The 25,609-nt window shown below is 59.9% G+C and carries 21 protein-coding genes and 1 pseudogene; 10 read left to right on the top strand and 12 right to left on the bottom strand.

Going from position 1 to position 25,609, the window contains the following annotated elements; all coding sequences use genetic code 11:
- The first annotated feature begins 7 nt into the window (after positions 1 to 7).
- Positions 8 to 1,408 (top strand): dihydrolipoyl dehydrogenase, encoded by a 1,401-nt coding sequence (gene lpdA, locus QMX93_RS00755; protein ID WP_282351491.1) that lies wholly within the window; start codon positions 8 to 10, stop codon positions 1,406 to 1,408.
- 84 nt (positions 1,409 to 1,492) lie between these two features.
- On the opposite strand, the gene QMX93_RS00750 is transcribed toward lpdA, so the two are convergent.
- Positions 1,493 to 1,966 carry an Lrp/AsnC family transcriptional regulator gene (locus tag QMX93_RS00750; protein ID WP_053125245.1) on the bottom strand — a complete coding sequence of 158 codons (474 nt, stop codon included), beginning with the start codon at positions 1,964 to 1,966 and terminating at the stop codon, positions 1,493 to 1,495.
- A 144-nt stretch (positions 1,967 to 2,110) separates the two neighbouring features.
- On the opposite strand from QMX93_RS00750, the gene QMX93_RS00745 reads away from it, so the two are divergent.
- Positions 2,111 to 2,740 carry a LysE family translocator gene (locus QMX93_RS00745; protein WP_282351485.1) on the top strand — a complete coding sequence of 210 codons (630 nt, stop codon included), beginning with the start codon at positions 2,111 to 2,113 and terminating at the stop codon, positions 2,738 to 2,740.
- Here the strand turns inward: QMX93_RS00745 and QMX93_RS00740 are convergent.
- The 7 genes and pseudogenes from QMX93_RS00740 to QMX93_RS00710 form a co-directional block, all read right to left on the bottom strand.
- On the bottom strand, positions 2,737 to 4,875 hold the full coding sequence (locus tag QMX93_RS00740) for a hypothetical protein (RefSeq protein ID WP_282351482.1): 2,139 nt from the start codon (positions 4,873 to 4,875) through the stop codon (positions 2,737 to 2,739). The genes QMX93_RS00745 and QMX93_RS00740 overlap by 4 nt on opposite strands.
- The gene (locus QMX93_RS00735) at positions 4,862 to 6,046 is read right to left on the bottom strand and encodes a DUF3142 domain-containing protein (RefSeq protein ID WP_282351480.1); all 1,185 of its coding nucleotides are present in this window, start codon (positions 6,044 to 6,046) and stop codon (positions 4,862 to 4,864) included. The genes QMX93_RS00740 and QMX93_RS00735 overlap by 14 nt, the downstream gene beginning before the upstream one ends.
- A gap of 137 nt (positions 6,047 to 6,183) precedes the next feature.
- Entirely contained in the window at positions 6,184 to 7,023 is an 840-nt protein-coding gene (locus QMX93_RS00730) for a class I SAM-dependent methyltransferase (RefSeq protein ID WP_282351478.1), read from the bottom strand.
- Positions 7,024 to 7,055: 32 nt separating this feature from the next.
- Positions 7,056 to 7,145 (bottom strand): annotated as a pseudogene (locus QMX93_RS00725) (hypothetical protein); the annotation flags it as partial.
- Positions 7,142 to 8,017 (bottom strand): class I SAM-dependent methyltransferase, encoded by an 876-nt coding sequence (locus tag QMX93_RS00720; RefSeq protein WP_212545412.1) that lies wholly within the window; start codon positions 8,015 to 8,017, stop codon positions 7,142 to 7,144. The gene QMX93_RS00720 and the pseudogene QMX93_RS00725, both read right to left, overlap by 4 nt.
- Complete coding sequence (locus tag QMX93_RS00715; protein ID WP_282351475.1) at positions 8,014 to 9,318, bottom strand: glycosyltransferase; 1,305 nt, start codon at positions 9,316 to 9,318, stop codon at positions 8,014 to 8,016. The genes QMX93_RS00720 and QMX93_RS00715 overlap by 4 nt, the downstream gene beginning before the upstream one ends.
- Positions 9,312 to 10,946, bottom strand: coding sequence for a glycosyltransferase (locus tag QMX93_RS00710; RefSeq protein ID WP_282351473.1), 1,635 nt, complete (start codon positions 10,944 to 10,946; stop codon positions 9,312 to 9,314). The genes QMX93_RS00715 and QMX93_RS00710 overlap by 7 nt, the downstream gene beginning before the upstream one ends.
- A 427-nt stretch (positions 10,947 to 11,373) precedes the next feature.
- On the opposite strand from QMX93_RS00710, the gene QMX93_RS00705 reads away from it, so the two are divergent.
- Genes QMX93_RS00705 through QMX93_RS00670 form a run of 8 tightly spaced genes read left to right on the top strand, consistent with a single transcriptional unit; the run spans position 11,374 to position 20,384 of the window.
- Positions 11,374 to 12,288 (top strand): GDP-mannose 4,6-dehydratase, encoded by a 915-nt coding sequence (locus tag QMX93_RS00705; RefSeq protein ID WP_282351471.1) that lies wholly within the window; start codon positions 11,374 to 11,376, stop codon positions 12,286 to 12,288.
- Positions 12,285 to 13,256 carry a GDP-mannose 4,6-dehydratase gene (gmd, locus tag QMX93_RS00700; RefSeq protein WP_011336673.1) on the top strand — a complete coding sequence of 324 codons (972 nt, stop codon included), beginning with the start codon at positions 12,285 to 12,287 and terminating at the stop codon, positions 13,254 to 13,256. The genes QMX93_RS00705 and gmd overlap by 4 nt, the downstream gene beginning before the upstream one ends.
- A 3-nt stretch (positions 13,257 to 13,259) precedes the next feature.
- Positions 13,260 to 14,702, top strand: coding sequence for a mannose-1-phosphate guanylyltransferase/mannose-6-phosphate isomerase (locus QMX93_RS00695; RefSeq protein ID WP_053125261.1), 1,443 nt, complete (start codon positions 13,260 to 13,262; stop codon positions 14,700 to 14,702).
- Positions 14,703 to 15,500, top strand: a complete 798-nt coding sequence (locus tag QMX93_RS00690) for an ABC transporter permease (RefSeq protein WP_053125263.1) — start codon at positions 14,703 to 14,705, stop codon at positions 15,498 to 15,500.
- A complete protein-coding gene (locus QMX93_RS00685) occupies positions 15,500 to 16,765 on the top strand; it encodes an ABC transporter ATP-binding protein (protein WP_053125265.1) in 1,266 nt (421 codons plus the stop codon). Before QMX93_RS00690 ends, QMX93_RS00685 begins: the two co-directional genes overlap by 1 nt.
- Entirely contained in the window at positions 16,762 to 18,138 is a 1,377-nt protein-coding gene (locus tag QMX93_RS00680) for a glycosyltransferase family 1 protein (RefSeq protein ID WP_282351458.1), read from the top strand. The genes QMX93_RS00685 and QMX93_RS00680 overlap by 4 nt, the downstream gene beginning before the upstream one ends.
- Positions 18,122 to 19,252 (top strand): glycosyltransferase family 1 protein, encoded by a 1,131-nt coding sequence (locus QMX93_RS00675; protein ID WP_282351455.1) that lies wholly within the window; start codon positions 18,122 to 18,124, stop codon positions 19,250 to 19,252. Before QMX93_RS00680 ends, QMX93_RS00675 begins: the two co-directional genes overlap by 17 nt.
- 1 nt (position 19,253) lies before the next feature.
- Positions 19,254 to 20,384: a glycosyltransferase family 4 protein gene (locus QMX93_RS00670; RefSeq protein WP_282351453.1), complete on the top strand. Its 1,131-nt coding sequence runs from the start codon at positions 19,254 to 19,256 to the stop codon at positions 20,382 to 20,384.
- Between the two features lie 137 nt (positions 20,385 to 20,521).
- Here QMX93_RS00670 and QMX93_RS00665 read toward each other — a convergent pair whose 3' ends face one another.
- From QMX93_RS00665 to QMX93_RS00650, 4 genes are all read right to left on the bottom strand, one after another.
- The gene (locus QMX93_RS00665; RefSeq protein WP_282351451.1) at positions 20,522 to 22,552 is read right to left on the bottom strand and encodes a pyridoxamine 5'-phosphate oxidase family protein; all 2,031 of its coding nucleotides are present in this window, start codon (positions 22,550 to 22,552) and stop codon (positions 20,522 to 20,524) included.
- 45 nt (positions 22,553 to 22,597) lie between these two features.
- Complete coding sequence (locus QMX93_RS00660) at positions 22,598 to 23,224, bottom strand: glutathione S-transferase (protein WP_282351449.1); 627 nt, start codon at positions 23,222 to 23,224, stop codon at positions 22,598 to 22,600.
- A gap of 104 nt (positions 23,225 to 23,328) precedes the next feature.
- On the bottom strand, positions 23,329 to 24,255 hold the full coding sequence (locus tag QMX93_RS00655) for a LysR family transcriptional regulator (RefSeq protein WP_282351447.1): 927 nt from the start codon (positions 24,253 to 24,255) through the stop codon (positions 23,329 to 23,331).
- Positions 24,256 to 24,266: 11 nt separating this feature from the next.
- Positions 24,267 to 25,466 carry a Fic family protein gene (locus QMX93_RS00650; RefSeq protein WP_282351446.1) on the bottom strand — a complete coding sequence of 400 codons (1,200 nt, stop codon included), beginning with the start codon at positions 25,464 to 25,466 and terminating at the stop codon, positions 24,267 to 24,269.
- Positions 25,467 to 25,609 lie beyond the last annotated feature (143 nt).

The following is a 25,609-nucleotide window of genomic DNA, read 5'->3' as shown; positions in this document are numbered from 1 at the left end:
CAAGCGCATGAGCAACTATGACGTAGTGATTCTGGGCGGCGGCCCCGGTGGTTATAACGCGGCGATCCGCGCCGGCCAGTTGGGCCTCAAAGCTGCTTGCGTCGAAGGTCGGGCGACCCTCGGCGGCACCTGCCTGAATGTTGGTTGCATGCCGTCCAAAGCCCTGCTGCACGCCTCGGAGTTGTACGACGCGGCCATGGGTGCGGAATTCGCCAACCTCGGCATCGAAGTCAAACCGACGCTGAACCTCCGGCAAATGATGAAACAGAAGGACGAAAGCGTGACCGCCCTGACCAAAGGCATCGAGTTTCTCTTTCGCAAGAACAAGGTCGACTGGATCAAGGGCTGGGGCCACATCGACGGGCCGGGCAAGGTTACGGTGACTGACGATCAGGGCAATAAGGTCGAGCTGACTGCCAAGGACATCATCATCGCCACCGGCTCCGAGCCCACTCCCCTGCCCGGTGTCGAGATCGACAACAAACGCATCCTCGATTCAACGGGCGCGTTGTCGCTGAGCGAAGTGCCCAAGCATCTGGTGGTCATCGGTGCCGGCGTGATCGGTCTGGAATTGGGTTCGGTGTGGCGGCGACTCGGCGCGCAGGTGACCGTGGTCGAATACCTCGACCGCATCTGCCCTGGTGTTGATGCCGAAGCTGGCAAAACCCTGCAACGCTCGCTGAGCAAACAGGGCATCGCCTTCAAGTTGAGTTCGAAAGTCACCAGCGCGACGACTTCGGAGAACGGCGTGCAGCTCAGCGTCGAGCCGGCGGCGGGCGGCACGGCGGAACTGCTCGAAGCCGATTACGTGCTGGTGGCGATTGGTCGTCGTCCGTACACCCAAGGCCTGGGCCTGGAAAACGTCGGTCTGAGCACCGACAAGCGCGGCATGCTCGCCAATAAACAGCATCGCACCGAAGCGGCTGGCGTCTGGGTGATCGGCGACGTGACGTCCGGGCCGATGCTCGCGCACAAGGCTGAGGATGAAGCGATGGCCTGCGTCGAGCAGATCCACGGCAAGGCTGGCGAGGTCAATTACGACCTGATCCCCAACGTGATCTACACCAAGCCGGAACTGGCCAGCGTCGGCAAGACTGAAGAGCAGCTCAAGGCTGAGGGTCGCGCCTACAAGGTCGGCAAGTTTCCGTTCACCGCCAACAGCCGGGCGAAGATCAACCATGAGACTGAGGGTTTTGCCAAAGTCCTCGCCGATGAACGCACGGATGAAGTGCTCGGCGTGCATCTTGTGGGGCCGAGCGTGAGTGAGATGATTGGCGAGTTTTGTGTGGCGATGGAATTCAGTGCGTCGGCGGAGGACATTGCGTTGACCTGTCATCCGCACCCGACACGCTCGGAGGCGTTGCGTCAGGCGGCGATGAATGTCGAGGGGATGGCGACGCAGATGTAGAAGATCAAAAGATCGCAGCCTTCGGCAGCTCCTACATGAAATGCGCCCCCTGTAGGAGCTGCCGAAGGCTTCGATCTTTGCTTGTCAGGCCGGCAGATGCCCCAAAGGCAAAGCCCCCGGTGTCTTCACCGTGTGAATCGCGAAGTTGCTGCGGATGTCACTCACCCCCGGCAACTTCAACAGGCAGCCGCTGAGAAAGCGGTCGTACGCGCGCAGATCCGGCACCACCACTTGCAGCAGAAAATCCGATTCACCCGATACCAGAAACGCTGAAATCACCTCCGGCAGCGCCGTCACCGCCGCATAAAACGCCTCGGCCTGTTCGTCGTTGTGGCGTTCGACCTTGACCCCGACAAACACCGTCAGCCCGAGCCCGACTTCATCGCGATCAAGATTGGCCTGATAGCCGCGAATCACCCCCGCCTCTTCCAGCATGCGCACCCGGCGCAAACACGGTGAAGCCGACAAGCCAATTTCATCCGCCAGCTCGACGTTGCTCAGGCGCCCGTCCCGTTGCAGGGCGGCGAGGATTTTGCGGTCGAAGGCATCCAGTTTCATGTTTGGCAGATCCCGATAGTTATCGCGCATAAAGCTAGCAGGTTATGCCAATTGCACAAGCTTTTGAAGCCGACTACGCAAGCACCTGCCCCGCCCTTCAGCCCTAGACTGGCGCTACCGAATCGACAACGAAAGGACTGAACCGTGGCGAGTCTCTGGCTGTTTTTTTTGGCATTGGCGGTGGTTTTTCTGCTGCCCGGCCCAGACATGATCCTGCTCCTGCAAACTGGCGCGCGTCAGGGTCGCGGTGCAGCATTGGCCACGGCGATAGGTCTGGCGATTGCCCGAGGTTGTCATGTGGCATTGGCGGCGTTGGGGCTGGCGGCGCTATTCAAAGCAGCGCCGTGGACGTTCGAAGTGGTGCGGCTGGCGGGGGCGGCGTATCTGCTGTGGATCGGCATTCAATGCCTGCGCAGCACACTGCTGCCGAACCTGACGACAGGTGAAACTGCCGATAGCCACGGCCAATGGCGCGAAGCGATCCGGCGCGGTTTGCTGACCAACCTGCTCAACCCCAAAGCCCTGTTGTTCTGCTCGGTGCTGTTGCCGCAGTTCATCGTCGCCGACGGCGCGCCGGTGCTGAGCCAGTTCGCCCTGCTCGGTGCGCTGCTGGTCGGCGTCGGTCTGCTGTTCGACAGCGCCTATGCGCTGACCGGCGCCGCGCTGGGCCGTTGGCTGCAACACAGTCCAACGGCGCAACGCGTGCAGCAATGGTTGTTCGGCAGCCTGTTGATCGGCTTCGCCGTGCGCCTGACCTTCGTCCAGCAGGCTTAGCCTTTGCGGGCCTTGCGCTGACGACGGCTGATCAACAGCAACGCGGCGGCCGTGACCAAGACAATCGCGCCAACCTGCACCGGCCACTTGTACGGTCGCAGCGTCGTGCGTACGGAGTCCGTGACCTGGGTGACGTAACGCTTGTCGGCGTTTTCAAAATCCGGGTACGGGCATTGATTGCCGAAATCCACCGCCCACAACACGTACGGGCCTTCTTTGATGTATCGCTGATACAGCGCGCTCTGCTCTTCGAGGCTGCTGTTCCATCCGGCCGCGTTGCACAACACGGCAGCAAACGCCTGGCTGGTGTGCGGCAGGTTGTCGGCGGCGCGGCTGGCCAATTCGGTGGCGACGAAACGGTAGTGATAGCGCTGATCCGGTTTCGCTTCGCTGGCCTTCTGGCGCTGCACTTCGGCTTCGCTGACCAGCGGGCCGACTTTCAGCTCGGTGGATTCCAGGCTGTAGTTGCCGCCGAACGTGGCGTAATCCGGAGCCATCTCGTAACCGAGGATGTCCATGCCCCACTCGCGCGCCGTCCACGCGGCGTTGTACAGCGCACTCGCGCGTTTAGTCGGCCACCATGCGGAATCGGCTTTCAAGCGTTGCTCACCGTAGAGCCGCGCCTTGTTTTGCAGGTCGGGATTGTCGAAATACGCGACCGCTTCGGCGTAATGCCCTTCGCGCAGCAAGCGCCGACCGAGCAGATTGCGCAGGCTGGCGGCGACCGGCAGCGGCACGTAGTTATCGCGCTCCTGCTGGGTCAATGCGGGCGGTGCCGGGACGTTATCGTCGACGTATTTTTTCAGTTCTTCGACCGTCAGCACGCGTTCGGCCACGGTCGCCGCATCGAACCAATAGGCGCTGTTGCTGCGATACAACTGCACGAACGCTTGCAGGTATTCGCCGCGCTGCAAGGCGAGGATCGCGCTTTCGCCTTCGACCCGGCATTTCGGCTGCAGGCTTTCGTACGCCCAGTCCGGGGTACGGCGATAACCCCAATCTTCTTTCTGCGGGAAGGCCTGCGCGGCTTTCGAATAGGCTGCGGCGGCGGCATTTTTGTCGCCGTCACGTACCGCCAGTTTCGCGCGCAGCCACCACGCGAGTCCGCCGTCGCCGGCATTTTCCAAGAAAGCCTTGGCGCCCGCGTAATCGCCCTGTTGATAACTCATCGCTGCCAGACGATCAGCATTTTCGAGACTGCCACGGGTGCTGTTTTGCAGCAGCTTCACCAGTTTCTTTTCGTTCGGCGGTTCGTCGCCAAACGACCAGCCCTGACGGCTGACCAACGAAGCCGTGACCAGTTGCTGCACCGATGTGTGCTGAAGCAATTCGGCCAGTTCGGCCTCGGGCAATTCCGCCAACTCATTCATCAATTGCTTGAGCGAGGTGTAACCCACGGCGGAACCGTGCAGGTTCTGCGCTTCATACAATTCGATGGCGGCGTTCCAGTCGCCCGCCGCGCGCACCACCCGCGCCTCTTCGCCGAGGCTGGCGACACCCAGCTCCAACGGATCGCTGAAACCGTCGATGCTCAGTTGCCGAGCCTGACGGAACGCATCACGCGATCGCTCCAGCGCGACAACCTTATCCCCGGCTTCGCTGCTCATGGCGAACAACGTGCGCCCGAGAGAATACGCAGCCCAAGTGCTGCGCAACGGACGCTGATCCGCCGGCAGCGCCAGCAGCTTGTTGAAATATTCGACGGCGAGTTGATGATCGCCCGTGGCAAACGCCACTGCGCCAGCCACGTACAAGCGGATTTCCGCCGGCAGGCTGGCGCCCTGCACCTCGACCTGATGCGCATCGGTCAGGCCGCGCAGTTGCTTGACCAGCGTTTGCTGATCGACGCTCAAACCCAGCTGTTCAGCCTTATCGCGGGCGTCGGCGGCTGCGTTTTCTTCGCCGTACAGGTCGTTGGGATTGTGCGTCGCCGCCGTGACATTCTTCAGCCCGGCAATGGCTTTGCCGAGGCGGCTGAGTTCGAAGTTGAAGTTGCCCTCCGGCAGATCCGCCAGGGTTTGCCCGCGATTGTCGAGCAGGCGCATCGGGAAGTCCGGGCCGCAGGCCAGCGCCGAGCCCAATGGCAAGCAGAGGCTCAGGCAGAGCAGATGGCGGGGCCAGTTACGGGTCAACATGCGAACCTCCTTGATCAATATGTGCGCAACGCGCCCAACCGATGGCGCGTTGTCCGCCCGCCGGCAATCGGCCGTCGTGCAGGCGGGTGAAGGTAAGCAGATCCGGGCCTTGTTGCAATGCATAACCGGCGAGCGCATCGGCACCTTCACAGCTTTGCGCCTTCAAGGTGATTTGCGCGGGCCAGGCACTGTCGAGGTTGCCGGGGTTGTCGAGTTTGATGTCGTAGAGACCATCGTTTTCGCTGAACGTCACGCCGAGCTGGCTGACGAGTTGATCGCCACGGGCCACCGCGCGCAACGTGGTCAGGCTCCAGGCGCGGCGATCGTTGGCCAGCGGCAAGCGAAACCAGATCAACCCGGCCAGATGCGCCGGCGGGTCTTCGCGCAGGGTCTTGCCGAGTTGGCTCAATTGCAGCGGATCGGCGAGCAGTTCCTGACGCTCGCCACCGCGCTCGAGTTGCACTTCGCTTTCCACCACCGGCGCCCCACCGTCGTCCGGCAACAGCGCGACTCCGTAGGCCGGCAGCGCGAGATAAAACGGTTTATCGGTGATTCGCGACCAGGCCTTGGCCCACTTCAACGCCTGAGCAGAATCGAACAATCCCCGACGCGGGTCACTGACGGCGTGGACTTGCAGCACGCTGCTGTCGACGGTTTGCAGAAGTGTCGGCAATTGCGCGCTGTCGAGCCAGGCTGGCAGTGCGGTGATGCTCAGCGGGATGTTCGTCGGCAGTGCCGAGCGCAGGTGTTTAAGGAATTCTGCGTAGGCTGGCAAGCGTGCGTTACCGGCGTCGTGATCGATCTCGACGCCGCTCAGCGTCAAGCCTTGCGCCTGCCAATCGGCGAGCACTTGGAGAATCTGTGCAGTGACCTGATCCTGATCCAGCGACTTGAGTTGGCCGTCGAGACGAATCACCGCGATCAACGCACGGCCATCGGCTTTCAACAACGGCGCATCGATTCGCGCGCGGCTCCACCCGGCGTTGGGGAAGGCTTGCAGGGCTAACACGCGCAGCGTCGAGAATTCATTGTGGCTGTCGCGCAACGCCGACTCATGGGCCGGCGTCCATTGGCGTTGCCAGATGTAGAGTTGTTGGTCGAGGGGCGGCGCGGCGTGTTGCTCGCAACCCGACAGCACGATGCCCAAAAGCAGCCCCACAATAAACCGCATACCTTCCAACCCCCGAACACCACAAGGCTGCAAGGTTACACAAAAACCCTGTAGGAGCTGTCGAGTGAAACGAGGCTGCGATCTTTTGATCCTGTTTTTTAAAATCAAGATCAAAAGATCGCAGCGTGCCGCAGCTCCTACAGAGGTACTCCGGGTTTACGGGCGATGATGATCTGGCTTTTGGCAATCACCGAGTCCAGCGCCTGTTTGATCTGCGCGCCACGTGGCGAGCTGAGCAACGCTTGCCAGGTATCCGCCCAGTGATTGAGCAACGGATGATCCGGGTTGTTCAAATCAACCCTGGCTTCCCAGAACAACAGCATCCACACCGACCAGTAAAACCCGTGCTGGCTGTGGCTGATGATCTCCAGCCCGGCATCGCTGACCATCGTCTTGAACTGCTCTTCGCTGATGATCCGAATGTGGTTGGGCTTCTGGAAATACTCATCGGCGGCGATGCCTATTTGCAGGTTTTCGGAACTTGAATGCGGCACGCTCAGCAAGTACATGGCACCCGGCTTGCCGACCCGTACCAGTTCAGAAAGAAATTGCGCCGGATCGTCGACGTGTTCGATGACTTCGGTGGAAACCACCCGCGTTGCCGTGGCGTCGGCAATCGGTAACGGATTGCAGTCCGTGACATGGCATTCGATATCGCGCGCCGGCGTGTCGCTCAGGCGCTGGCGGGTCGCTTCGACCTTGGCCGCGTCGATGTCGGCGATGATGATTTTCGCCCCGCGCATGCCGCAGAAATGCACATTGCCGCCATCGCCGCAGCCGACGTCGAGCAATACGTCGTCAGGGCTCACCACAAAACCTTTGAACAGCTCGCCGGTCGCCTCTGTGTACCAGCCGCTGAGCACCGCATCGTGCAGGCCGACCATGTAAGAATCTTTTTTCTCGGGGATCACAGCGGCAGGCGGCTCGGCAACTGGAGCCGGTGCTGTCGGCAATAATTTTTTCAAAAGTTGCAGCATGAAAACGCTCCAGAGGATCGGCTGGCATCGGCGAACCGGTTGCCTGGCAAGTGATGGAACAAAACGCCCGGCACAGCGATGGCGCGCAATTTTTCGATGGCCATGATCCGTTTGCCGGTCATGACGTACGCCCTGCGTCCAGAGGTTTGCGGGCGATGATGACCTGACTTTTCGGCATCAATTGATCGAGGGTCTGTTTGATCGCATGGCCATCGGGCTGGGCCAGCAGGTCTTGCCAGGTGCGGGCCCAGCTTTCCATCAACGGTGGATACGGCGCCTGAATACGATCACGCACCGCGCCGCCGGGATCTCTGCCGGCCGCGCGCTCGCTCGCCCAGAAAAAAATCATCCCCATCACCCAGAAAAATCCATTGGCTTGGCGATGCTCGATTACCAGACCCGCGTCCTCTACCAATGCGGCGAAACGCTCCGGGGTAAAAATCTGCACATGATTGGGCGATTGGTAATAGCTGGCCGGTGCGATGCCCTTCTGCAAATGCTCACCCACCGGTGCCGGTACGCTAAGCAGGTATTGCGCACCGGGGCGCCCCATGCGCACCAATTCGGCCATGAACGGTTCCGGATGGTCGATGTGCTCCAGCACTTCCATGCACACCACTTTGCTGGCGCAGCCATCGGCCAATGGCAGCGGCAGGCTGTTGCTGACCAGGCCCAGGTTCAGTTGATGGCTTTGCGCGTCGACCTGCCGGGCAAGATCGCGCACCTTGTGGTGTTCACTGTCAGTGAAAATCACCGAGGCGCCCTGACGGACAGCGAACAATGTTGCCACGCCTTCGCCGCAACCAACGTCGAGCAGCGTGTCATCCGCCGTGATTGCAAAACCTTTGAGCAATTCGCCCGAGGCGCCTAAAAACCAGCCGTCGAGCACGGCGTCATGCAAACCGACATCAGCAGGCGAAACGCTGGGGAGCGGCGCAGGCTCGGGCATCGGTGGGGGCGCGGGTAACCATCGTGCGAGCAGTCGCCGAATCATGCGCGCGAGACTTGTGCAGGAGGCGTCTGAGCCGATTGCAGACGTTGTTCAAAAAATGCCCGCAAACGCTGTTCGGTGTTGGCCTGACTGCAAAAACGCTGCAGATTGCTGACGGCGTGGGCCGACATTCTGGCGTAGCGCTGACCATCGGTTTTCGCCACGTCATAGCTGGCGCGATAGGCCGTACACAGCGAATCCCAGTCGGTCATGTAGCGCATCGTCCGATACGCCGCGCGGGGATCGTGCGGCCAGGCCGTGAGCTCTTCAGTGAAATCGACGATGAACGCACAATCGCTGTCGATGTAATCGGCCATTGCCGTGTTCAGCGGTGCAATCGCCGGTTTGCCGCACGACATGAATTCCATCAACGGCAGGCACTGCCCTTCGCCGTAGGAGCTGTTGACCACGTAACTGGTGGCCTGCACCAGCGCTTCATAATCAACATCAGCCAGATAGCCGTGGATCAACACGATCCGGCATTGGTACGTCTGATTCTTGTAGAGATGATGCACCATGTCGTACAGCGCATTGGCGATGTCATGGTGGGTGAGTTTCAGCACCAGCGTTGCATCGGGCACGTCACGAAAAGTGCTGCAGAACGCACTGATCATGTCATGCCAATTCTTGCGCCCGTCATAGGGATTGAACACCGAGGTGTAGACCACGCCCTCAAGTTGCACCGTGCAATCCTGCGGTGGACCGCTGAACGACATCGGCGTCCCCTCTTGCAGCTCGCTTGGGCCATACGGCCGCAAGTCGACGGTGCGGCTGTCGATCAACAGACCTCGCAAATTCAACTGCACGTTGTCCACCACTGAGCTTTTGCTCAATGACTGACCACGCGCAGCGAAGCGATCCCACACCGGCGCCGGGATTGCACACACCGGATAATCGGCCCCCATCACATCGCGCACGGTATTGACCGTGAACGTCGAATGGGTGATCGCCCTGCCGCAGGCCTCCAGCACCACACGCCAGTCATGGCGCGGTTCACCCTGCCAGCTCTCGGTCGGAATGGTGCTGAATTCCCAGGCAAATACCGGAATGGTCGGGCACGCATAATGAATCGGCGTGCGATGCGGCGGCGAGAACGACAGGTAGACACATGCTTCGCCACGGCTCAGGCAATCGAAATACAGGCGATCGACCAATTCGTCGGGATTACTCACCTCGATGACCTGACCGATGCGTTCCAGCACCGGGCGGAATTCCTTGAGCACGAAGTAATAGCTGTACTCGGGCCGGCCGAGGTTTTGCTGGATATTGCTCTTGTTGGTTTCCGAATGAATGATGATCAGCATGAGGCAGCCCCCGCTTCGATTGGCTGCGAAGCGACGTCACGGACAGGTGTCAGCCCGAGAAACGCTGCCAGGCGCTGCTGCACAGGCGCGAATCCGCAGTAATCGTGCATACGCTGATCAGCGGCGGCGGCCATGGTCTGGTAAGCCTGCGGATGATTTTTAGCCATCGCGTAGCTGTCCTCGTAAGCGGTTTTCAACGAGCCCCAGTCCGGGCGATGGCGCAGCGTGCGATACAGAATCCGCACGTCCTCCGGCCAGATGGTCGGCTCGCGGCTGGACTTGACAATGAACCCGACTTTCTCGTCGATGTAATCGCGCATGGCCGTGTGGTTTGGCGCGATCACCGGACGGGCGCACGACATGAATTCCATCAACGGCAGGCACAACCCTTCGCAGCGTGACGCGTTGACATAGAAACTCGCCGCGCCATACAACTGGGCGAATTCCTCGTCTTCCAGATAGCCATGCATGACCACCACGCGGCAGGCAAAGGGCGAGAGTTGCGACAGCAACGTGATCAGATGAACGTAGTAACTCGACAGGTCGTTCTGGGTGATTTTCAGCACCAGCGTCGCGTCTTCGACATCGCGCATGGCCCAGCAGAATGCCGTGATCAAGTGATGCCAGTTCTTGCGCCCGTCATCAGGGTTGAACACGCTCACGTAGACCACGCCACTGACGTCGATCTGTGCGTACTCGCTGGTATCGGGCAACACCGCTTGAGGATGTTCGACTTGCTCCATGGCTTGCGCGACCGTCGTCGCCAGAGGCAAGGGCTCGGGGGCCGGCGTACGCAGACCGGAAAGCTTTTGGCGCAGCGCATCGGGCAATAAATCGCTGACGGCTTCGCGATACCACATCAGCAGGTTGTGCTTGAGCAGAAACAGCGGCCGATGCTCGGAAGGACGGGTGAAGGCTCGAACGCCTTCACGCAGATAATGCCTGGTGATGAATGCCCGACGGCGCGGGGTCAGCTCGGGAGGTGGCAGAGGTTCTGCCGGCGTCTCCTCGACCGGCTCGGCCAGGCCACGGGTTTCCAGTTCCTGCTCGTTGTGAATGGGCGCGATCAGACCGTCGGCAGACAACCCCAGAGCGCGGCTGTCGATGATGCAACCCTTGATCTGCAACGTCGCTCCGGCGTTCACCGCTGCGGGCGGAAATTGCTGACGCACAGCGGCAAAACCTTCCCACAATGGCGTGGGCAGAACCAGTACAGGAAAGTCTTCACCCAAGGTGCGGCGGATCGCTTCGGCCGTGTGGCTGGACAGCGTGATCACCCGGCCATGCCGCGCCAGCGTCTGGCTCCAGTCCTGGCGGGGATCATCGGGGTGGCACTCGGAAGGGATCGAGTCATACTCCCACGCGATCACGCACACCGTCGGGCATTGCAGGTCAGTCGGGGTTTTATGCGGTGGCGAGAACGAAAGAAACAGACACTCTTCACCGGCCTCTTGCAGGTGTCGATACAGCGGATCGACTTCAGCCGCCGATGCCACGACATGCACCCGCCCAAGGCTTTCCAGCACAGGGCGATAGGCCTTGAGCACGAAGTAATAGCTGTATTCGGGACGCCCAAGACTCTGGCTGATGGAGCGGTCGTTGACGTCCGAGTAAAGAATGAAATTCATGGCATTCCACGATGAAACCACCATCCCGGCAGTCTCATGCTATGACGGCCAAGCGTCGGATCGAATCGGCTTTACCGGCTTTCGTCCTTCGTCATGGGAGACGTCTTCGTTCTTGTTTTAGTGGTTGGTTTCACTCTGGCTCGCGACCCTTGCGACAAACTTTGAAGAATGGCGGCGAGGGGCATTCTAAACACATCCATCAAGGATTCGTGAACCGCCCGGCGAGAATAAATTTGGCTACGCTGACGAGAACTGACCGGTCACGGTTTGGCCGGTTGAAATTGCTCGGCAATTGGCACAGATTGACAGCAAATAACTACAACAACGTTTTCGCCTGTCGTCTTAGCGGATTTTCCAACCGATCTGACAGACCCTTCTCTAAAGCCTGTAGGAAGTGCTGCGAAAACCAAGACCAAGGGGTCGCTGTTTGAAAAAGCGTCTGTTCGTCACGGGTCTCAGTGGATTCGTTGGACAACATATTCAGTCACGTCTGGCCTCGCCCGACGCTGCGTGGGAACTGCTGCCTGCGGCTTCACGTTTCGACCTGACGGATCCGCACAGCCTCATCGACCTGTGGCCGCACATGCCTGACGCGGTCATTCATCTGGCTGGCCAGACATTCGTCCCTGAAGCCTTCCGCGACCCGGCCCGCACCATCGACATCAATCTGCTCGGCACCCTCAACCTGTTACAGGCCCTCAAGGCCCGTGGTTTTCAGGGCACCTTTCTGTATGTCAGCTCTGGCGACGTTTACGGTCAGGTCAGCGAGAACGATCTGCCAATCACCGAACAACAAGCGCCCTGCCCGCGCAACCCGTACGCGGTGAGCAAAATCTCGGCCGAGTTTCTCAGCCTGCAATGGGGTTTGAGTGAGGGCTGGCCGGTACTGGTCGCGCGGCCGTTCAACCACATCGGCAGCGGGCAGAAAGACAGTTTTGTCATCGCCAGCGCGGCGCGACAGATCATTCGCATCAAGCAAGGTCTGCAAGCACCACAACTGGAAGTCGGCGATATTGACGTCAGCCGCGATTTTCTCGATGTTGGCGACGTGGTCTCGGCGTATTTCGCGTTGCTGGAAAAGGGCCAGGCAGGACAGGTTTACAACATCTGCTCGGGGCGGGAGCAGAGCATCCGCAGTCTGATTGAACAACTGGCCGATCTGGCCGAAGTAACCATGCAACTGGTTCAGGATCCGGCACGTATGCGACGCGCCGATCAGCGTCGCGTTTGCGGCAGCCATGAACGGCTGACCAAAACCACAGGATGGACGCCTGACATCACCACACAACAATCCCTGCGGGCGATCCTGTCCGACTGGGAGAAGCGAGTAAAACAAGAATGACTAAAAGTGCACTGATCACAGGGATCACCGGCCAGGACGGCGCTTATCTGGCGAAACTGTTGCTCGACAAGGGCTACAAGGTTCATGGCCTGGTCGCACGACGCAGCAGCGATTCGCGCTGGCGCCTGCGCGAGATGGGTGTCGAAGCCGACATCGTTTATCTCGACGGCGACATGGCCGATGCCTGCTCGGTACAGCGCGCGGTCATCAAATCGGCGCCGGACGAAGTCTATAACCTCGCCGCGCAAAGTTTTGTCGCCGCCTCCTGGGATCAACCGGTGACCACCGGCATTGTCGATGGTCTGGGTGTCACGCACTTGCTTGAAGCGATTCGTCAGTTCAGCCCGCACACGCGCTTCTATCAGGCTTCGACCAGCGAAATGTTCGGCCTGATTCAAGCCGAGCAGCAGGACGAGAACACCCCGTTCTACCCGCGCAGCCCGTACGGCGTGGCCAAGTTGTACGGTCACTGGATCACCGTCAACTACCGCGAAAGCTTCAACCTGCACGCCAGCAGCGGCATCCTCTTCAACCATGAATCGCCACTGCGCGGCATCGAGTTCGTCACCCGCAAGGTCACCGACGCCGCTGCTCGCATCAAGCAAGGCAAACAGCAGGAGCTGGCGCTGGGCAACATCGATGCGAAACGCGACTGGGGTTTTGCCGGCGATTACGTCGAAGCCATGTGGCTGATGCTGCAACAGGACAAGCCTGACGATTTCGTGGTTGCCACTGGCGTCACCACCACGGTGCGCGAGATGTGCCGCATCGCCTTCGATCACGTCGGCCTCAACTACCGCGATTACGTGAAAATCGACCCGGCGTTTTTCCGCCCGGCCGAAGTTGAAGTGCTGCTCGGCAATCCGGCCAAGGCTCAGCGTGTGCTGGGCTGGAAGCCGAAAACCGACCTGGATACCTTGATCCGCATGATGATGGATGCGGACATGAAACGCGTCGCCAAGGAGTAGGCCATGCTGATCCCCGTGATTTTGTCCGGCGGTGCCGGCACTCGTTTGTGGCCGGTGTCCCGCGAGGGCCATCCGAAACCGTTCATGAATTTGCCCGACGGCCAGTCGCTGCTCGGCAAGACATACCAGCGCGCGGCAGCTTTGCTCGACGGCTGGGGCGACATCGTCACGGTGACCAATCGCGAGTACTACTTCCAGAGCAAGGATCACTATTGCGCCGCCCACGTCTCGCGCCATCGCGGGCACTTCCTGCTGGAGCCAACCGGGCGCAACACCGCGCCGGCGATTGCTGCCGCAGCGTTGTCGCTGCAAGCGCTGCACGGTGATGACGCGATCATGGTGGTGATGCCGGCCGACCATTTGATCGTCAATCAGGACGCGCTGAAGACCGCCGTCGAGCACGCAGTGAATCTGGCCAAGGACGGTTATCTAGTGACCTTCGGCGTGATCCCGACCGCAGCGGAAACCGGCTTCGGCTACATCGAAACCGGCGCGCCGCTGGACGCCAAAGGCGCGGCGAAAGTGCAGCGTTTCGTCGAGAAACCCGATCTGCAAACCGCCACGCATTACCTGGAAAGCGGCAACTTCCTGTGGAACTCGGGGATGTTCTGCTTCACCACGGCGGCGGTGATTGCCGAACTGCAATTGCACGCGCCTGAACTGCTGGAACAGACCCGCGCCTGCATGGCCGCCAGCGCACCGATCGAAACCGTCGGTTGCCTGCAACAAGAGCTGTCGCCGGCGCTGTTCGCGGAAATCACCGACATCTCCATCGACTACGCGCTGATGGAACGCTCGGAAAAAGTCGTGGTGGTGCCGGCCGGTTTTGACTGGAGCGACATCGGTTCGTGGGGCGCCGTCGCGGCTCTGGTGCCCGCCGATGCCGACAACAACCGCGCCAGCGGCGACGCGATCTTCATTGATAGCCACAATAACTTCGTGCAGAGCGAAGACCGGCTGGTGGCAACGGTGGGTGTGGATAACCTGATCATCGTCGACACCGCCGACGCGGTGCTGGTGGCCCACGCCGACCGGGCGCAGGACGTGCGTCGGGTGGCCAAGCAACTCAAGGACAAATCCCACGAAGCCTATCGGTTGCACCGTACCGTCAGCCGCCCGTGGGGGACTTACACGGTTCTCGAAGAAGGCCCACGCTTCAAGATCAAGCGCATCGTGGTCAAACCCGGTGGCAAGCTGTCCCTGCAAATGCACCATCACCGCAACGAACACTGGGTGGTCGTCGAAGGCATGGCCAAGGTCACCAACAACGGCACCGGCACCACGCTGGTGGCGAAAAATGAATCGACCTTTATTGCCGCCGGCCACAAGCATCGCCTGGAAAACCCCGGGGTGATCGATCTGGTGATCATCGAAGTGCAAAGCGGCGAATACCTGGGAGAGGACGACATCGTCCGCTTCGAAGACCAATACGGCAGGACGGTTTAAATGCTGCTTTCCCTGTACCGCTCGTTGTACAGCTATCGGGGATTCATCCTCGGTAGCGTCAAGCGGGAGTTTCAATCGCGGTATCGCAACTCGCTGTTCGGTGCGCTGTGGACTGTGCTCAACCCGCTGTCGATGATCGTGGTCTACACAGTGATTTTTTCCCAGATCATGCGCGCGCGCCTGCCGGGTGTTGATGACGGCCTGGCTTACAGCGTCTACCTGTGTGCAGGCCTGCTGACCTGGGGACTGTTCGCCGAAATCACCTCGCGCAGCCAGGGCATGTTCCTCGAAAACGCGAACCTGCTGAAAAAAATCAGCTTCCCGCGTATCTGCCTGCCGGTGATTGCGCTCCTCAATGCCGGCATCAACTTCGCGATCATTCTGGGATTGTTTTTCGGCTTCCTGCTGATCAGCGGACGCCTGCCCGGCATGGCTCTGCTGGCGTTGATCCCGCTGCTGATCCTGCAAGTGATCTTCGCCGCCGGGCTCGGGATGTTGCTTGGCATTCTCAACGTGTTCTTTCGCGACGTCGGTCAGATGTTCGGAATTTGCCTGCAATTCTGGTTCTGGCTGACACCGATCGTTTACCCACTGTCGATTCTGCCGCCGGGCATTCAACACGTTATCGGACTGAACCCGATGACCCCCCTGATGACCAGTTACCAGAATGTGTTTCTCTATAACCAATGGCCGGACTGGTCCTCGCTGATTCCGTTGTTAATCATCGGTCTGTTGCTCTGCGCCATGGCGTTGCGGCTGTTTCGTCATCGCGTCGGTGAAATGGTGGACGAGCTCTGATGGGACATATACGCGTTACCGGCCTGGGCAAGGCCTACAAACAGTATCCGAACCGCTGGAGCCGCCTGTTTGAATGGCTGGTGCCGTTTTCCGGAACCCGCCACCACCAGCACTGGATCCTGCAAGACGTCGACTTCGAGATCAAACCCGGGGAGGCCGTCGGCATCGTCGGCGTCAACGGCGCCGGTAAAAGCACCCTGCTGAAAATGATCACCGGCACCACCCAGCCGACCTGTGGCCACATTCAACTGGAAGGCCGGGTTGCCGCGCTGCTGGAACTGGGCATGGGTTTTCACCCGGACTTCACCGGCCGACAGAACGCCTTCATGTCGGGTCAGTTATTGGGCATGCAAGTCGAAGAGATTGAACAACTGATGCCGCAAATCGAAAGCTTTGCCGAAATCGGCGAAGCCATCGATCAACCCGTGCGCACCTATTCCAGCGGGATGCAGATGCGTCTGGCGTTCAGTGTCGCCACCGCGCGACGCCCGGACATTCTGATCGTCGACGAAGCCTTGTCGGTCGGTGATGCCTACTTCCAGCACAAAAGCTTCGAACGCATACGCAGCTTCCGCGCGGCCGGTACCACTCTGCTGATCGTCTCCCATGACCGCTCGGCCATTCAGTCGATCTGCGACAGCGCCATTCTTCTCGAAAACGGGCGTCTGGCCATGCGCGGTAAACCCGAAGAAGTCATGGACTATTACAACGCCATGCTCGCTCAGCGCGAGGGGCAGACGGTACGCCAGGAAATGCTTGCCAACGGTCAGGTGCAAACCATTTCCGGCACCGGCGAAGCGGGGATTATCAGCGTGCGCCTGCTCGATGCACGCGGGCGCAGCCTCGAAGTCGCAGAAGTCGGTCAGCCTGTGGTGCTGGAGGTGCAGACCGAAGTTCGTAAAGACATCGAACGGCTGATTCTCGGTTTCATGATCAAGGATCGGCTGGGTCAGGCCATCTACGGGATCAACACCCATCGCCTCGACAAAGCCGTCACCGACCTGAGCGCCGGCGAGCGCGTGACCTTCCGCTTCGCCTTCGACATGCGTCTGGGCAAGGGCAGTTATTCGGTCGCGTTGAGCCTGTCACGTCTGGACTCGCACCTGGATCGCAACTTCGAATGGCGCGATTACGGCCTGGTCTTCCACGTCATCAACAATCGCCAGGAAGACTTCGTCGGCTGCTCGTGGCTGCAAGCGCAAACCGACATCACCCGCTCCAGTGAACCCCTTGTACAAACGCCTGATATGGAGATCTTGCGATGACGCGACTGTTGGTGGAGTGCACTTACGTTTTCGAACACCCGACCGCCAACTCCGGCATTCAACGCGTGGTGCGCAACGTCATCCAGCAACTGCCGGCGGCCGATGAAACTGTCGAGTGCATCCCGGTGGTGATGATTGATGGCGGTCTCTATGAAGTGAAAAGTCTGGCCCCGCTGAAATCACCCAAGCTCGACCTGGTGAGCCTGCGCGTGAAGCTGGAGCAATGGGCCAACGCCTTCTGGCTGCGCCACCGTGCACTGGAGCGCCGCCGTCCGTTCAGCCAGTCGCATTTCGCCCGCCGAGTGCTCTACGTCGGCTGCCGGCTCAGCGCATTTGCCTGTTTCAGTTTGCCTATGCGCGTGCTCGAACGAGTCCTGAAAGGCAAAACCATTCCCGAACGTTGCGTCCCGTTAGCCCACCGGGCGGGCGATCAATTGGTGTTGCTCGACTCTTCATGGCACGCCAATTTTTTCCCCTTGGCCGAGCAACTCAAGCGCGACGGCGTCGGTATCATCTCGGTGATTTACGACCTGATCCCCCTGACCCATCCGCAGTTTTGCGATGCCGGCCTGGTCAAGGTTTTCAACGACTGGTTCGACTGGATCGCCCGCACGGCCGATGGCTACGTGGCGATTTCGACCACCATCCGTGATCAGGTTCGCGAGGAGATGCTGCGCCGGATTGGCGCGCAACAAGTCGAACTACGCTGGTTTGATTACTTCCACCTGGGCTCGGAACTGGATCTGAGCGATGCCGGTGCCGAGGTGGATCGAGCCTTGCTGCAGATGTTCAAAACGGCAGAGCCGGTGTTCCTCATGGTCAGCACCATCGAGCCGCGCAAAAATCACGCTTATCTGCTGGATGCCTTCGAACGCGCCTGGGCCACGGGATCCACGGCGCGCTTGTGCATTGTCGGGAAAATTGGCTGGAAGTGTGATGCCTTGGTCGAGCGCATTCGCAAGCACCCTGAACTGAACCGCCGCTTGTTCATGTACAACTCACTGTCCGACAGAAGTCTGGAACATGCCTACTCCCACGCCACCGCGCTGGTGTTCCCGTCTTACGTCGAAGGTTTCGGCTTGCCACTGGTGGAAGCCATGCAACGTGGATTACCGGCAATGGCCAGCGATATTCCGGTGTTCCGCGAAATCGGCGGCGATTACATGGCCTATTTCGATCTGGCAGACCCGCAAAGCCTGACCGATCTGGTGACCGGTATGGAGCACTCCGGCAAGTTTCCGGCCGCCCTGAGCCTTGAACAATGGCGTTGGCTCAGTTGGCGCGAAGCGAGCGCGCAATTGGTTCAGCGGATCGAGCGCAACCTGAACACATCGCTGCCTACCGAAGAGAAGCAGCATGCGCATAGCGCTTAACGCCAGAATTCTGCAGGCGCCGCGCACCGGCATCGGCCACTACGTCGCCGAACTGGTCAACGCCTTGCGCAATGAACCCGACGTCGAAGTCACGCTGTTCCACGGCTGGGGCTGGAGTTCGGCGTTGCCGGAAGCGGCCATGCCCGGTTACTCGCGTTTGACGCCACTGCTGCGGCAAATCCCCGGGGCCTATCAGGCGCGGCGCTGGCTGGAGCAGAAGCGTTTCGATCAAGGTCGCGCGCAAGGCATCGATCTGTACCACGAGCCGAGCCTGTGGCCGCTGGCCTTCGACGGCCCGACCGTGATCACGTTGCACGACCTCACGCACCTGCACTTCCCCGACACGCAGCCCGCCGCGCGGCTCAAGGAAATCGAGCGGCGACTGGCGATCGGCGTTGCGCAGGCGCAGCTGATTCTCACCGACTCGCAAGCCATCGCCGATGAAGCTCAGGATTATTTCGGCTTGCCGGCCGAGCGCTTTGTGGTCGCCCCGTTGGGCGTCGCGGCACGCTTTCATCCGCGTGAGCCATTGGCGATCGACGCGGTGCTCAAAACGCACGCGGTAACGGCGCGTGAGTATTTCCTCTGTGTCGGCACGTTGGAGCCGCGCAAAAACCTGACGCTGGCCCTGCGCGCCCACGCCTTGTTGCCAGAAGCCGTGCGCGAGCGCTTTCCGCTGCTGATCGTCGGCATGGCCGGTTGGCAGCGCGATCAATTCAGTGACGAGTTGCGTCAGGCCCTGGCCAGCGGTCATGTGTGCCTGCTCGGTTACTTGCCCGATGAACACGTGGCGCAATTGCTCGCCGGTGCACGGGCACTGATTTTTCCTTCGCTGTACGAAGGTTTCGGCCTGCCAGTGCTGGAGGCGATGGCCAGCGGCACGCCGGTGGTGGTCACCGGTTCTTCGGCGATGCCGGAAGTGGCAGGCCCGGCCGGCAACTATATTCAAGCTGACGATGCACTAGGCTTGCGCGATGCAATGAGCCTTCTGATCGACGATCAAGCGCATTGGCAGGCATGCCGAGAAGCCGGATTGCAGCAGGCACGGCTTTTTTCCTGGGAGCGTTGTGCACAGGCCACGGCCGGTGCCTACCGCCAGGCCATGGGAGGTTGATATGCGCGTACTTCACTTTTTCAAAACGTACCTGCCTGACTCGGTCGGCGGCATCGAACAAGTGATTTTCCAGCTCTGCGAAAGCGGCGCCCAGCACGGTATCGATGGTCAGGTGCTGACACTCAGCAGCGACCCGACACCGCCCGTGGTCAAACTCGGTCACCACGAAGTGCACCGCGCCAAACTCGACATTCAGTTCGCCTCCACCGGTTTTTCCTGGAGCGTGTTCAAACAGTTTCGCGAAATGGCCGCCGAGGCCGACGTGGTCAACTATCACTTCCCGTGGCCGTTCATGGATCTGGTGCATTTCGCCAGCGGCATGCAAAAACCCAGCGTAGTGACCTATCACTCGGACATCATTCGCCAGAAGCACCTGCTGAAACTTTACCGGCCGCTGATGAACCGCTTCCTCGCCAGCGCCGACCGTATTGTCGCGGCGTCGCCGAACTACCTGCACACCAGCGATGTGCTGCAGCAGTTTCAGGACAAGACTCGAGTCATCCCCTACGGTTTGAACAAGGCCGGTTATCCACAGGCCGATACTGAGCGCATGAACCACTGGCGCCAGCAGCTTGGGGATAAGTTTTTCCTGTTCGTCGGGGTGATGCGTTATTACAAAGGCCTGCACATCCTGCTCGATGCGCTGAAAGACGTGGATTACCCGGTGGTGATCGTCGGCGCCGGCCCGCTCGAGCAGGAGCTGCATGCGCAAGCCGCTGCGTTGGGACTGCGCAACATTCATTTCCTCGGGCGCTTGGGTGATGAAGACAAAGTTGCCTTGCTGCAATTGAGCTACGCGATCGTCTTCCCGTCGCACCTGCGCTCGGAAGCGTTCGGTATTTCGCTGCTGGAAGGCGCGATGTACGGCAAACCGATGATCTCCAGCGAGATCGGCACGGGTACCAGTTACATCAATATTCACAACGAGACCGGATTGGTGGTGCCGCCGAGTCATCCACAGGCATTTCGCGAGGCGATGCGTACGCTCTGGGATGATCCGGTGCGCGCGGCGGCGATGGGGGTAAAAGCGGAAGCGCGGTATCGGCAGTTATTCACAGCCGATGAAATGGGCCGCAAATGGACGGAGCTGTATCAGGAATTGCTCGAAGAAAAATCCCTGTCCTACGCCTGATCCCTGTTTTGGAACGCATTCCAACTGTGGGAGCGAGCCTGCTCGCGAAAGCAATCCGTCAGCAAAAATGATGTCGACTGATCCAACGCATTCGCGAGCAGGCTCGCTCCCACAGGGGGTTTGTGGTGGGTTCGGGATTAGAGGTCGAGCACCAAAGGTTGGCTGCTCTGCGCCGGCACCGCACAACAAATCAGCACATGCCCCGCCTCCGGCATATCCGCCGGCACCTGTGGATAATTCACCGCGCCGCTGACCAGCCGCGTCTTGCAGGTTCCACATGAACCACCCCGGCAACTGAACTCCGGACGCAATCCACGGCTTTCCGCCAGTTCCAGCAAACTGCCACCATCCGGCTGCCAACGCGCTTCTTTCGCCGAACGCTCGAACACCACCGGAACCGAAGTGGTCGCTACGGGCGGTTGCTCAATCACGATTGCATCCGGATCGGCCTGACGTTTCAGTGTCGACGGGCCAAAGGTTTCCGCATAAATCTGCGCGTCGCGTACATCCAGTTCGCGCAGGGTGTCGTACAGCCCTTGGGTAAAACCACCGGGGCCACACAGGACAAAATCGATCTGGTCGAAATCATCGACCTCCAGCACATTCCTCAACACCTCGCCGTCAATCCGCCCCGGCAAATCGAAGTCCGCACCTTCCTGCACATCGGCTTCCGGCTGGCTGAGCAAACGCAACACCCGCACCGCATCGCCAGACGTTTCCAGCAAGCGATCCAGCTCCTTGCGAAACGGTTGATCGGCCAGGCTGCGTGAACTCTGCAACAACAGCGTCGGACGAATCCTCCTCGTCCGTAAGCCCTGGTACACCACCTCGCGCAGCATCGACAGCAACGGCGTGATTCCCACACCAGCAGCCAATAGCACCAACGGTCGCTGCTCCAGCGGCGCCACTGTGAACTGCCCCTGCGGCGCACGCGCTTCGAGAACATCGCCGACATTAATCTGCTCATGCAGATGCGACGAAATCAGGCCCTCGCGCTTGACGCTGATCCGATAGAAACCATCCGATGGCGCACTCGAAAGGCTGTAAGTACGAATGTGTACCTCGCCATCCACGGTGAAACGCAGCGGCAAATGCTGACCGGCAAGAAACACCGGCAAACCGGCGCCATCGGCAGGCTCCAGATAGATCGAGCGAATGTGCTGACTCTCCGCTTCGATCTTCGCCACCCGCAGAGGCCGCCATTGATTGCCGAGTGCCTGCGCCTGCAAACGTGCGTCCGCCTCGGCCCAGTTACCGGTCAACAGACTGGTCGGCGACATGCCGTCGAAGCGCCAGCGCAAGGCTAATGCCGCCGGGCGCCGCACCAGGTTTTCCACATCAAATGTCCACAGGCGTTCCGCGCCTTGAAACGCCTCGATTTGCGGGCCTTCGAGAATGATCTCGGTGCGCCCGCTGAGTTGCAGTACATCGCCTGTGGAAAAGTCGATGAACAGCAGGCCGGCCTTGGGGTTGAGCAATAAATTGCCGAGGGTATTGAAATGCAGATTGCCGGCAAAGTCGGGGATGGTCAGACGATTCCCTTCCACCCGTACGAAACCTGGCTGGCCGCCTCGGTGGGAAACATCCACCGCGCGCTGACCATCAACATCGACATAACTGGCGACGAAGAACGTGTCGGCGCCTTCGATCAACGCCGTGGCCGTCTCATCGAGAGCGTCCAGATGCTGAGCCGGGCGGGTCTGCGGATCCGTCAGTGGCACGCGCTGAAACTGGCGCAACTGAATGTATTGCGGGCAGTTGCCGAAAGCCTGATCGACGCTGACGTCGAATCCCTGCGCGGTCAGATTATCGACATGACCGTTGAGGCGATTGCGCCGGCGGGTGTGCAGTTCGATGCCGAGCAAACCGATCGGCTCGCCATTGCGCAGTTGCGCCGGGTCATCGGCCGAGGTTTGGCTGGCGAAATGCAGGTGCTCGGGATCCGGCGAATGAGCAAACCCCGGCGCACCTTCAAGCACACTGGCCCACGGCCGGCCCTGCGCATCGACGGCGCCGTACAACATGAAGGGCAATTGCTGATAGAACTCACGGTGCTGATCCGGCATCCACGTGCGAATCACCTTACGCCCGAACGCCTCCATGCGTTCGGCAACCCCGACTTTCGCCTGCAACTGTTGCTCGCCAGCGTGCCACGGTGAACGTTCCATCACGACCTCTCCCCTGCACCGTCGGCACAGTGTGGATTGCGGGAATCAGACTGCGGTTTGCAGGCCGGCGACGGTGCGCGGCATGCCGACAAAACCGGGCAAGGCTTCGACCCGGGCCAGCCAGGCGCGAACGTTGCCGTAATCATCCAGCGACACATTGCCTTCCGGCGCATGGGCGATGTAACTGTAGGCCGAGACGTCGGCGATGGTCGGTTCTTCGCCGGCCAGATACGGAGTTTTGCCCAGTTCGACGTCCATCACTTTCAGCAGGTTGTGCGCACGGGTGATGGCTTCATCAGCATTCAGTTGCGCGCCGAATACCGTGACCAAGCGTGCAGCAGCAGGGCCGAAAGCAATCGGCCCGGCGGCTGCCGACAACCAACGCTGCACATGCGCGGCACCGACCGGGTCAGCAGGCAGCCAACGTCCGCTGCCATACTTCTGCGCCAGATACACCAGAATAGCGTTGGAATCGGCGAGCACCACGCCGCCGTCATCAATCGCCGGGACTTGGCCGAAGCTGTTGATGGCCAGATACGCGGGCTGCTTGTGCTCACCCTTGGCCAGATCGACGAAAATCAGCTCGGTCGGCAATTGCAGCAGGGACAGCATCAACTCGACGCGATGAGCGTGGCCAGAACGCGGGAAGTTGTAGAGTTTGATCGCTTGCATGGTCGACTCCGCTGAACAGGGGCGCCGCTGCGGGGATGAGCGCGCCGAGGGGGCCATCTTCCCCTGATCGCGAAAACAACAGAATCACCAGTAACTGCAAACGATTATTTCAGCTCGTGCAATAACGCTGCATTTTTCAACGCGGGATGTTCGCGCAAAGCCTGTACCGCGAAATCGACAAAACTGCGGATCCGCGCCGGCGCCTTCCGCCCTCCCTGATAGACCACATGGATCGGTAATGCGGGCAGTTCGAATTCGGCGAGGACGATTTCCAGTTCACCGGCGGCCACCTTGCTCGCCACCTGATAAGACAAAACCCGCGTCATCCCCAAGCCCATGGCCGCTGCCGTAATCGCAGCCTGATTGGCCGTGACGATCAGACGCGGTTCAGGTCGCACGCTGAACGGTTCGCCGCCATCGAGAAACGGCCAGGTGCGTTGCTGGCCAATTGCTGAAGTCGCCACAACGGGCACGCCTGCCAGCGCATGAGGATGAATCGGCCGACCGTGCCTGGCGAAATAGGCCGGCGAACCACAAATCACCCGACGCACCTCACCGACCCGGATCGCATGCTGGCTGCTGTCGGGCAGATCACCGATGCGCACCGCCACATCGATACCCTCTTCGACCATGTTGACGATCCGGTCGACCAGCACCGCGTTGATCGTGACTTCCGGATACTGCGCGAGAAAACCCGCCATCACCGGCGTCACAAACAGATCGCCGAACAACACCGGCGCCGTCACCGTCAATTGCCCACGCGGCTGCGCATGACTGCCCGCCGCCGAATCCTCGGCTTCCTGCACCTCCGCAAGAATCCTCCGACAATCCTCCAGATAACGCTGCCCCGCCTCGCTCAAATGCACACTGCGCGTGGTACGAATCAACAACTGCGTACCAATGCGCAACTCCAGCGCCGCCACTGCCCGCGTCACACTGGCCGCGGAAAGGCCCAAACGCCGCGCGGCCGAGGAGAAGCCTTGCTCTTGGGCAACGGTGGTGAAGATGTGCATTTCCTGGAAGCGATCCATCCAACAACTCCTTAGCTTGCAGCCATCATTCGTTGATGCAAGTCCGGAAATAGAAGCTGTGCAAACCACACGGGCAATCCCGGATAAAGATCTCGGGCTTTAGGCGTAGCACTTTCCACAAGTCCCAGCTGCACAAGACTTCTAAGTTGATCAGTCGCGACCCGGTCAGACAGTCCGGTGAATATCTTGAAATCCGCCCGACTCAGCACGCCCTGAGTCAGCAGAATGTGCAAAGCACGTGCTGCCTCGGGCTTGAGACCGGCCCTTTTAATACGCTCGTCCCACGCAAAAATGGTGTGAAGTCTTTCACGCATGTTGGAGACGTTCAGTGCCTGCTCGGTATAGCGCATCTGATCCAGACAGGTCTCCAGCATGAAACCGACAAATTCGAATAGCCCCGCTTGGGTGAGTTGACCACGCCCATCCAGATCACCGCGACGCGATTTGTCCGCATTGGCCAAACGCGCGTAATAAGTGTCCTGCTGGCGAGCAAGTCCTCGCGATAACGACCACAAGGGCGATACCAGTCCCAGTTTCTGCAGTTGCAGGTGGGTGATCAGCCTGCCGGTGCGACCGTTTCCATCAACGAAAGGATGCACCCAGGCTAATCGATGGTGATAAGCCATGACCGCGAGCAAGCGGCTCCGTGCATCGGGCAAGCGGCCGTAGACCTGCTGCATACGATTGAGCATCGGTGTTACGGATTGACTGGACGGCGCGGCATGATTGCCGACGAGAACTTCCTGGGCCGCTACATCTCGAAGCTGGCCAGGCACCAATCGACTTGCGTCGCGCAAATGCAATTGGTCACCGCTGGCCCCCTGAAACAGGCGCTTATGTACCCGGGAGACAAATGCGCTGCTGAACATTGCCTCCCAAGGCAGTTTGTTGTGCAGTGACAGTGCTCGTTCAAAAGCTTGCTGTGTACCGATATGCGTCACCGCCAGCTCAGTCAGCTCTTTGGGATTACGTCTCGGGGCTGTCGGCGCAAGCGTTACCGGCTCAGTAAATTGGCCCTCAATCAAATTGCTGTAAAAGCTGCTGGTGACCCGCAGCAATCCACCCACTCGCCGAACCATTTGCGGAGCAACGATGGCGCTGAGTTTTCCTGCCTGAAATGGCACTTGCTCTGCCAATTGCAGAATTTCACTGGGAAATGTCGGAACCAGCGGTTCCAGCCAATGATTCCCCAAGATAGCTTCAGCGCTCATTCGACCTCCAAGATTCGCGGATTTTTTCGCGGTTTTCAGAGTACGCCACAATCCCCGGTTTACCTAGCTATAGGTAATGTAGGAATAGTCGGAAGTTCGAGTAGTACGCGGATTTATTTGCGGATTTTATGAAGATAAATAGC

Source organism: Pseudomonas sp. PS01303 (assembly GCF_029959385.1).
Classification (GTDB): domain Bacteria; phylum Pseudomonadota; class Gammaproteobacteria; order Pseudomonadales; family Pseudomonadaceae; genus Aquipseudomonas; species Aquipseudomonas rustica.
This window is presented reverse-complemented; position numbering and strand designations above follow the sequence as displayed.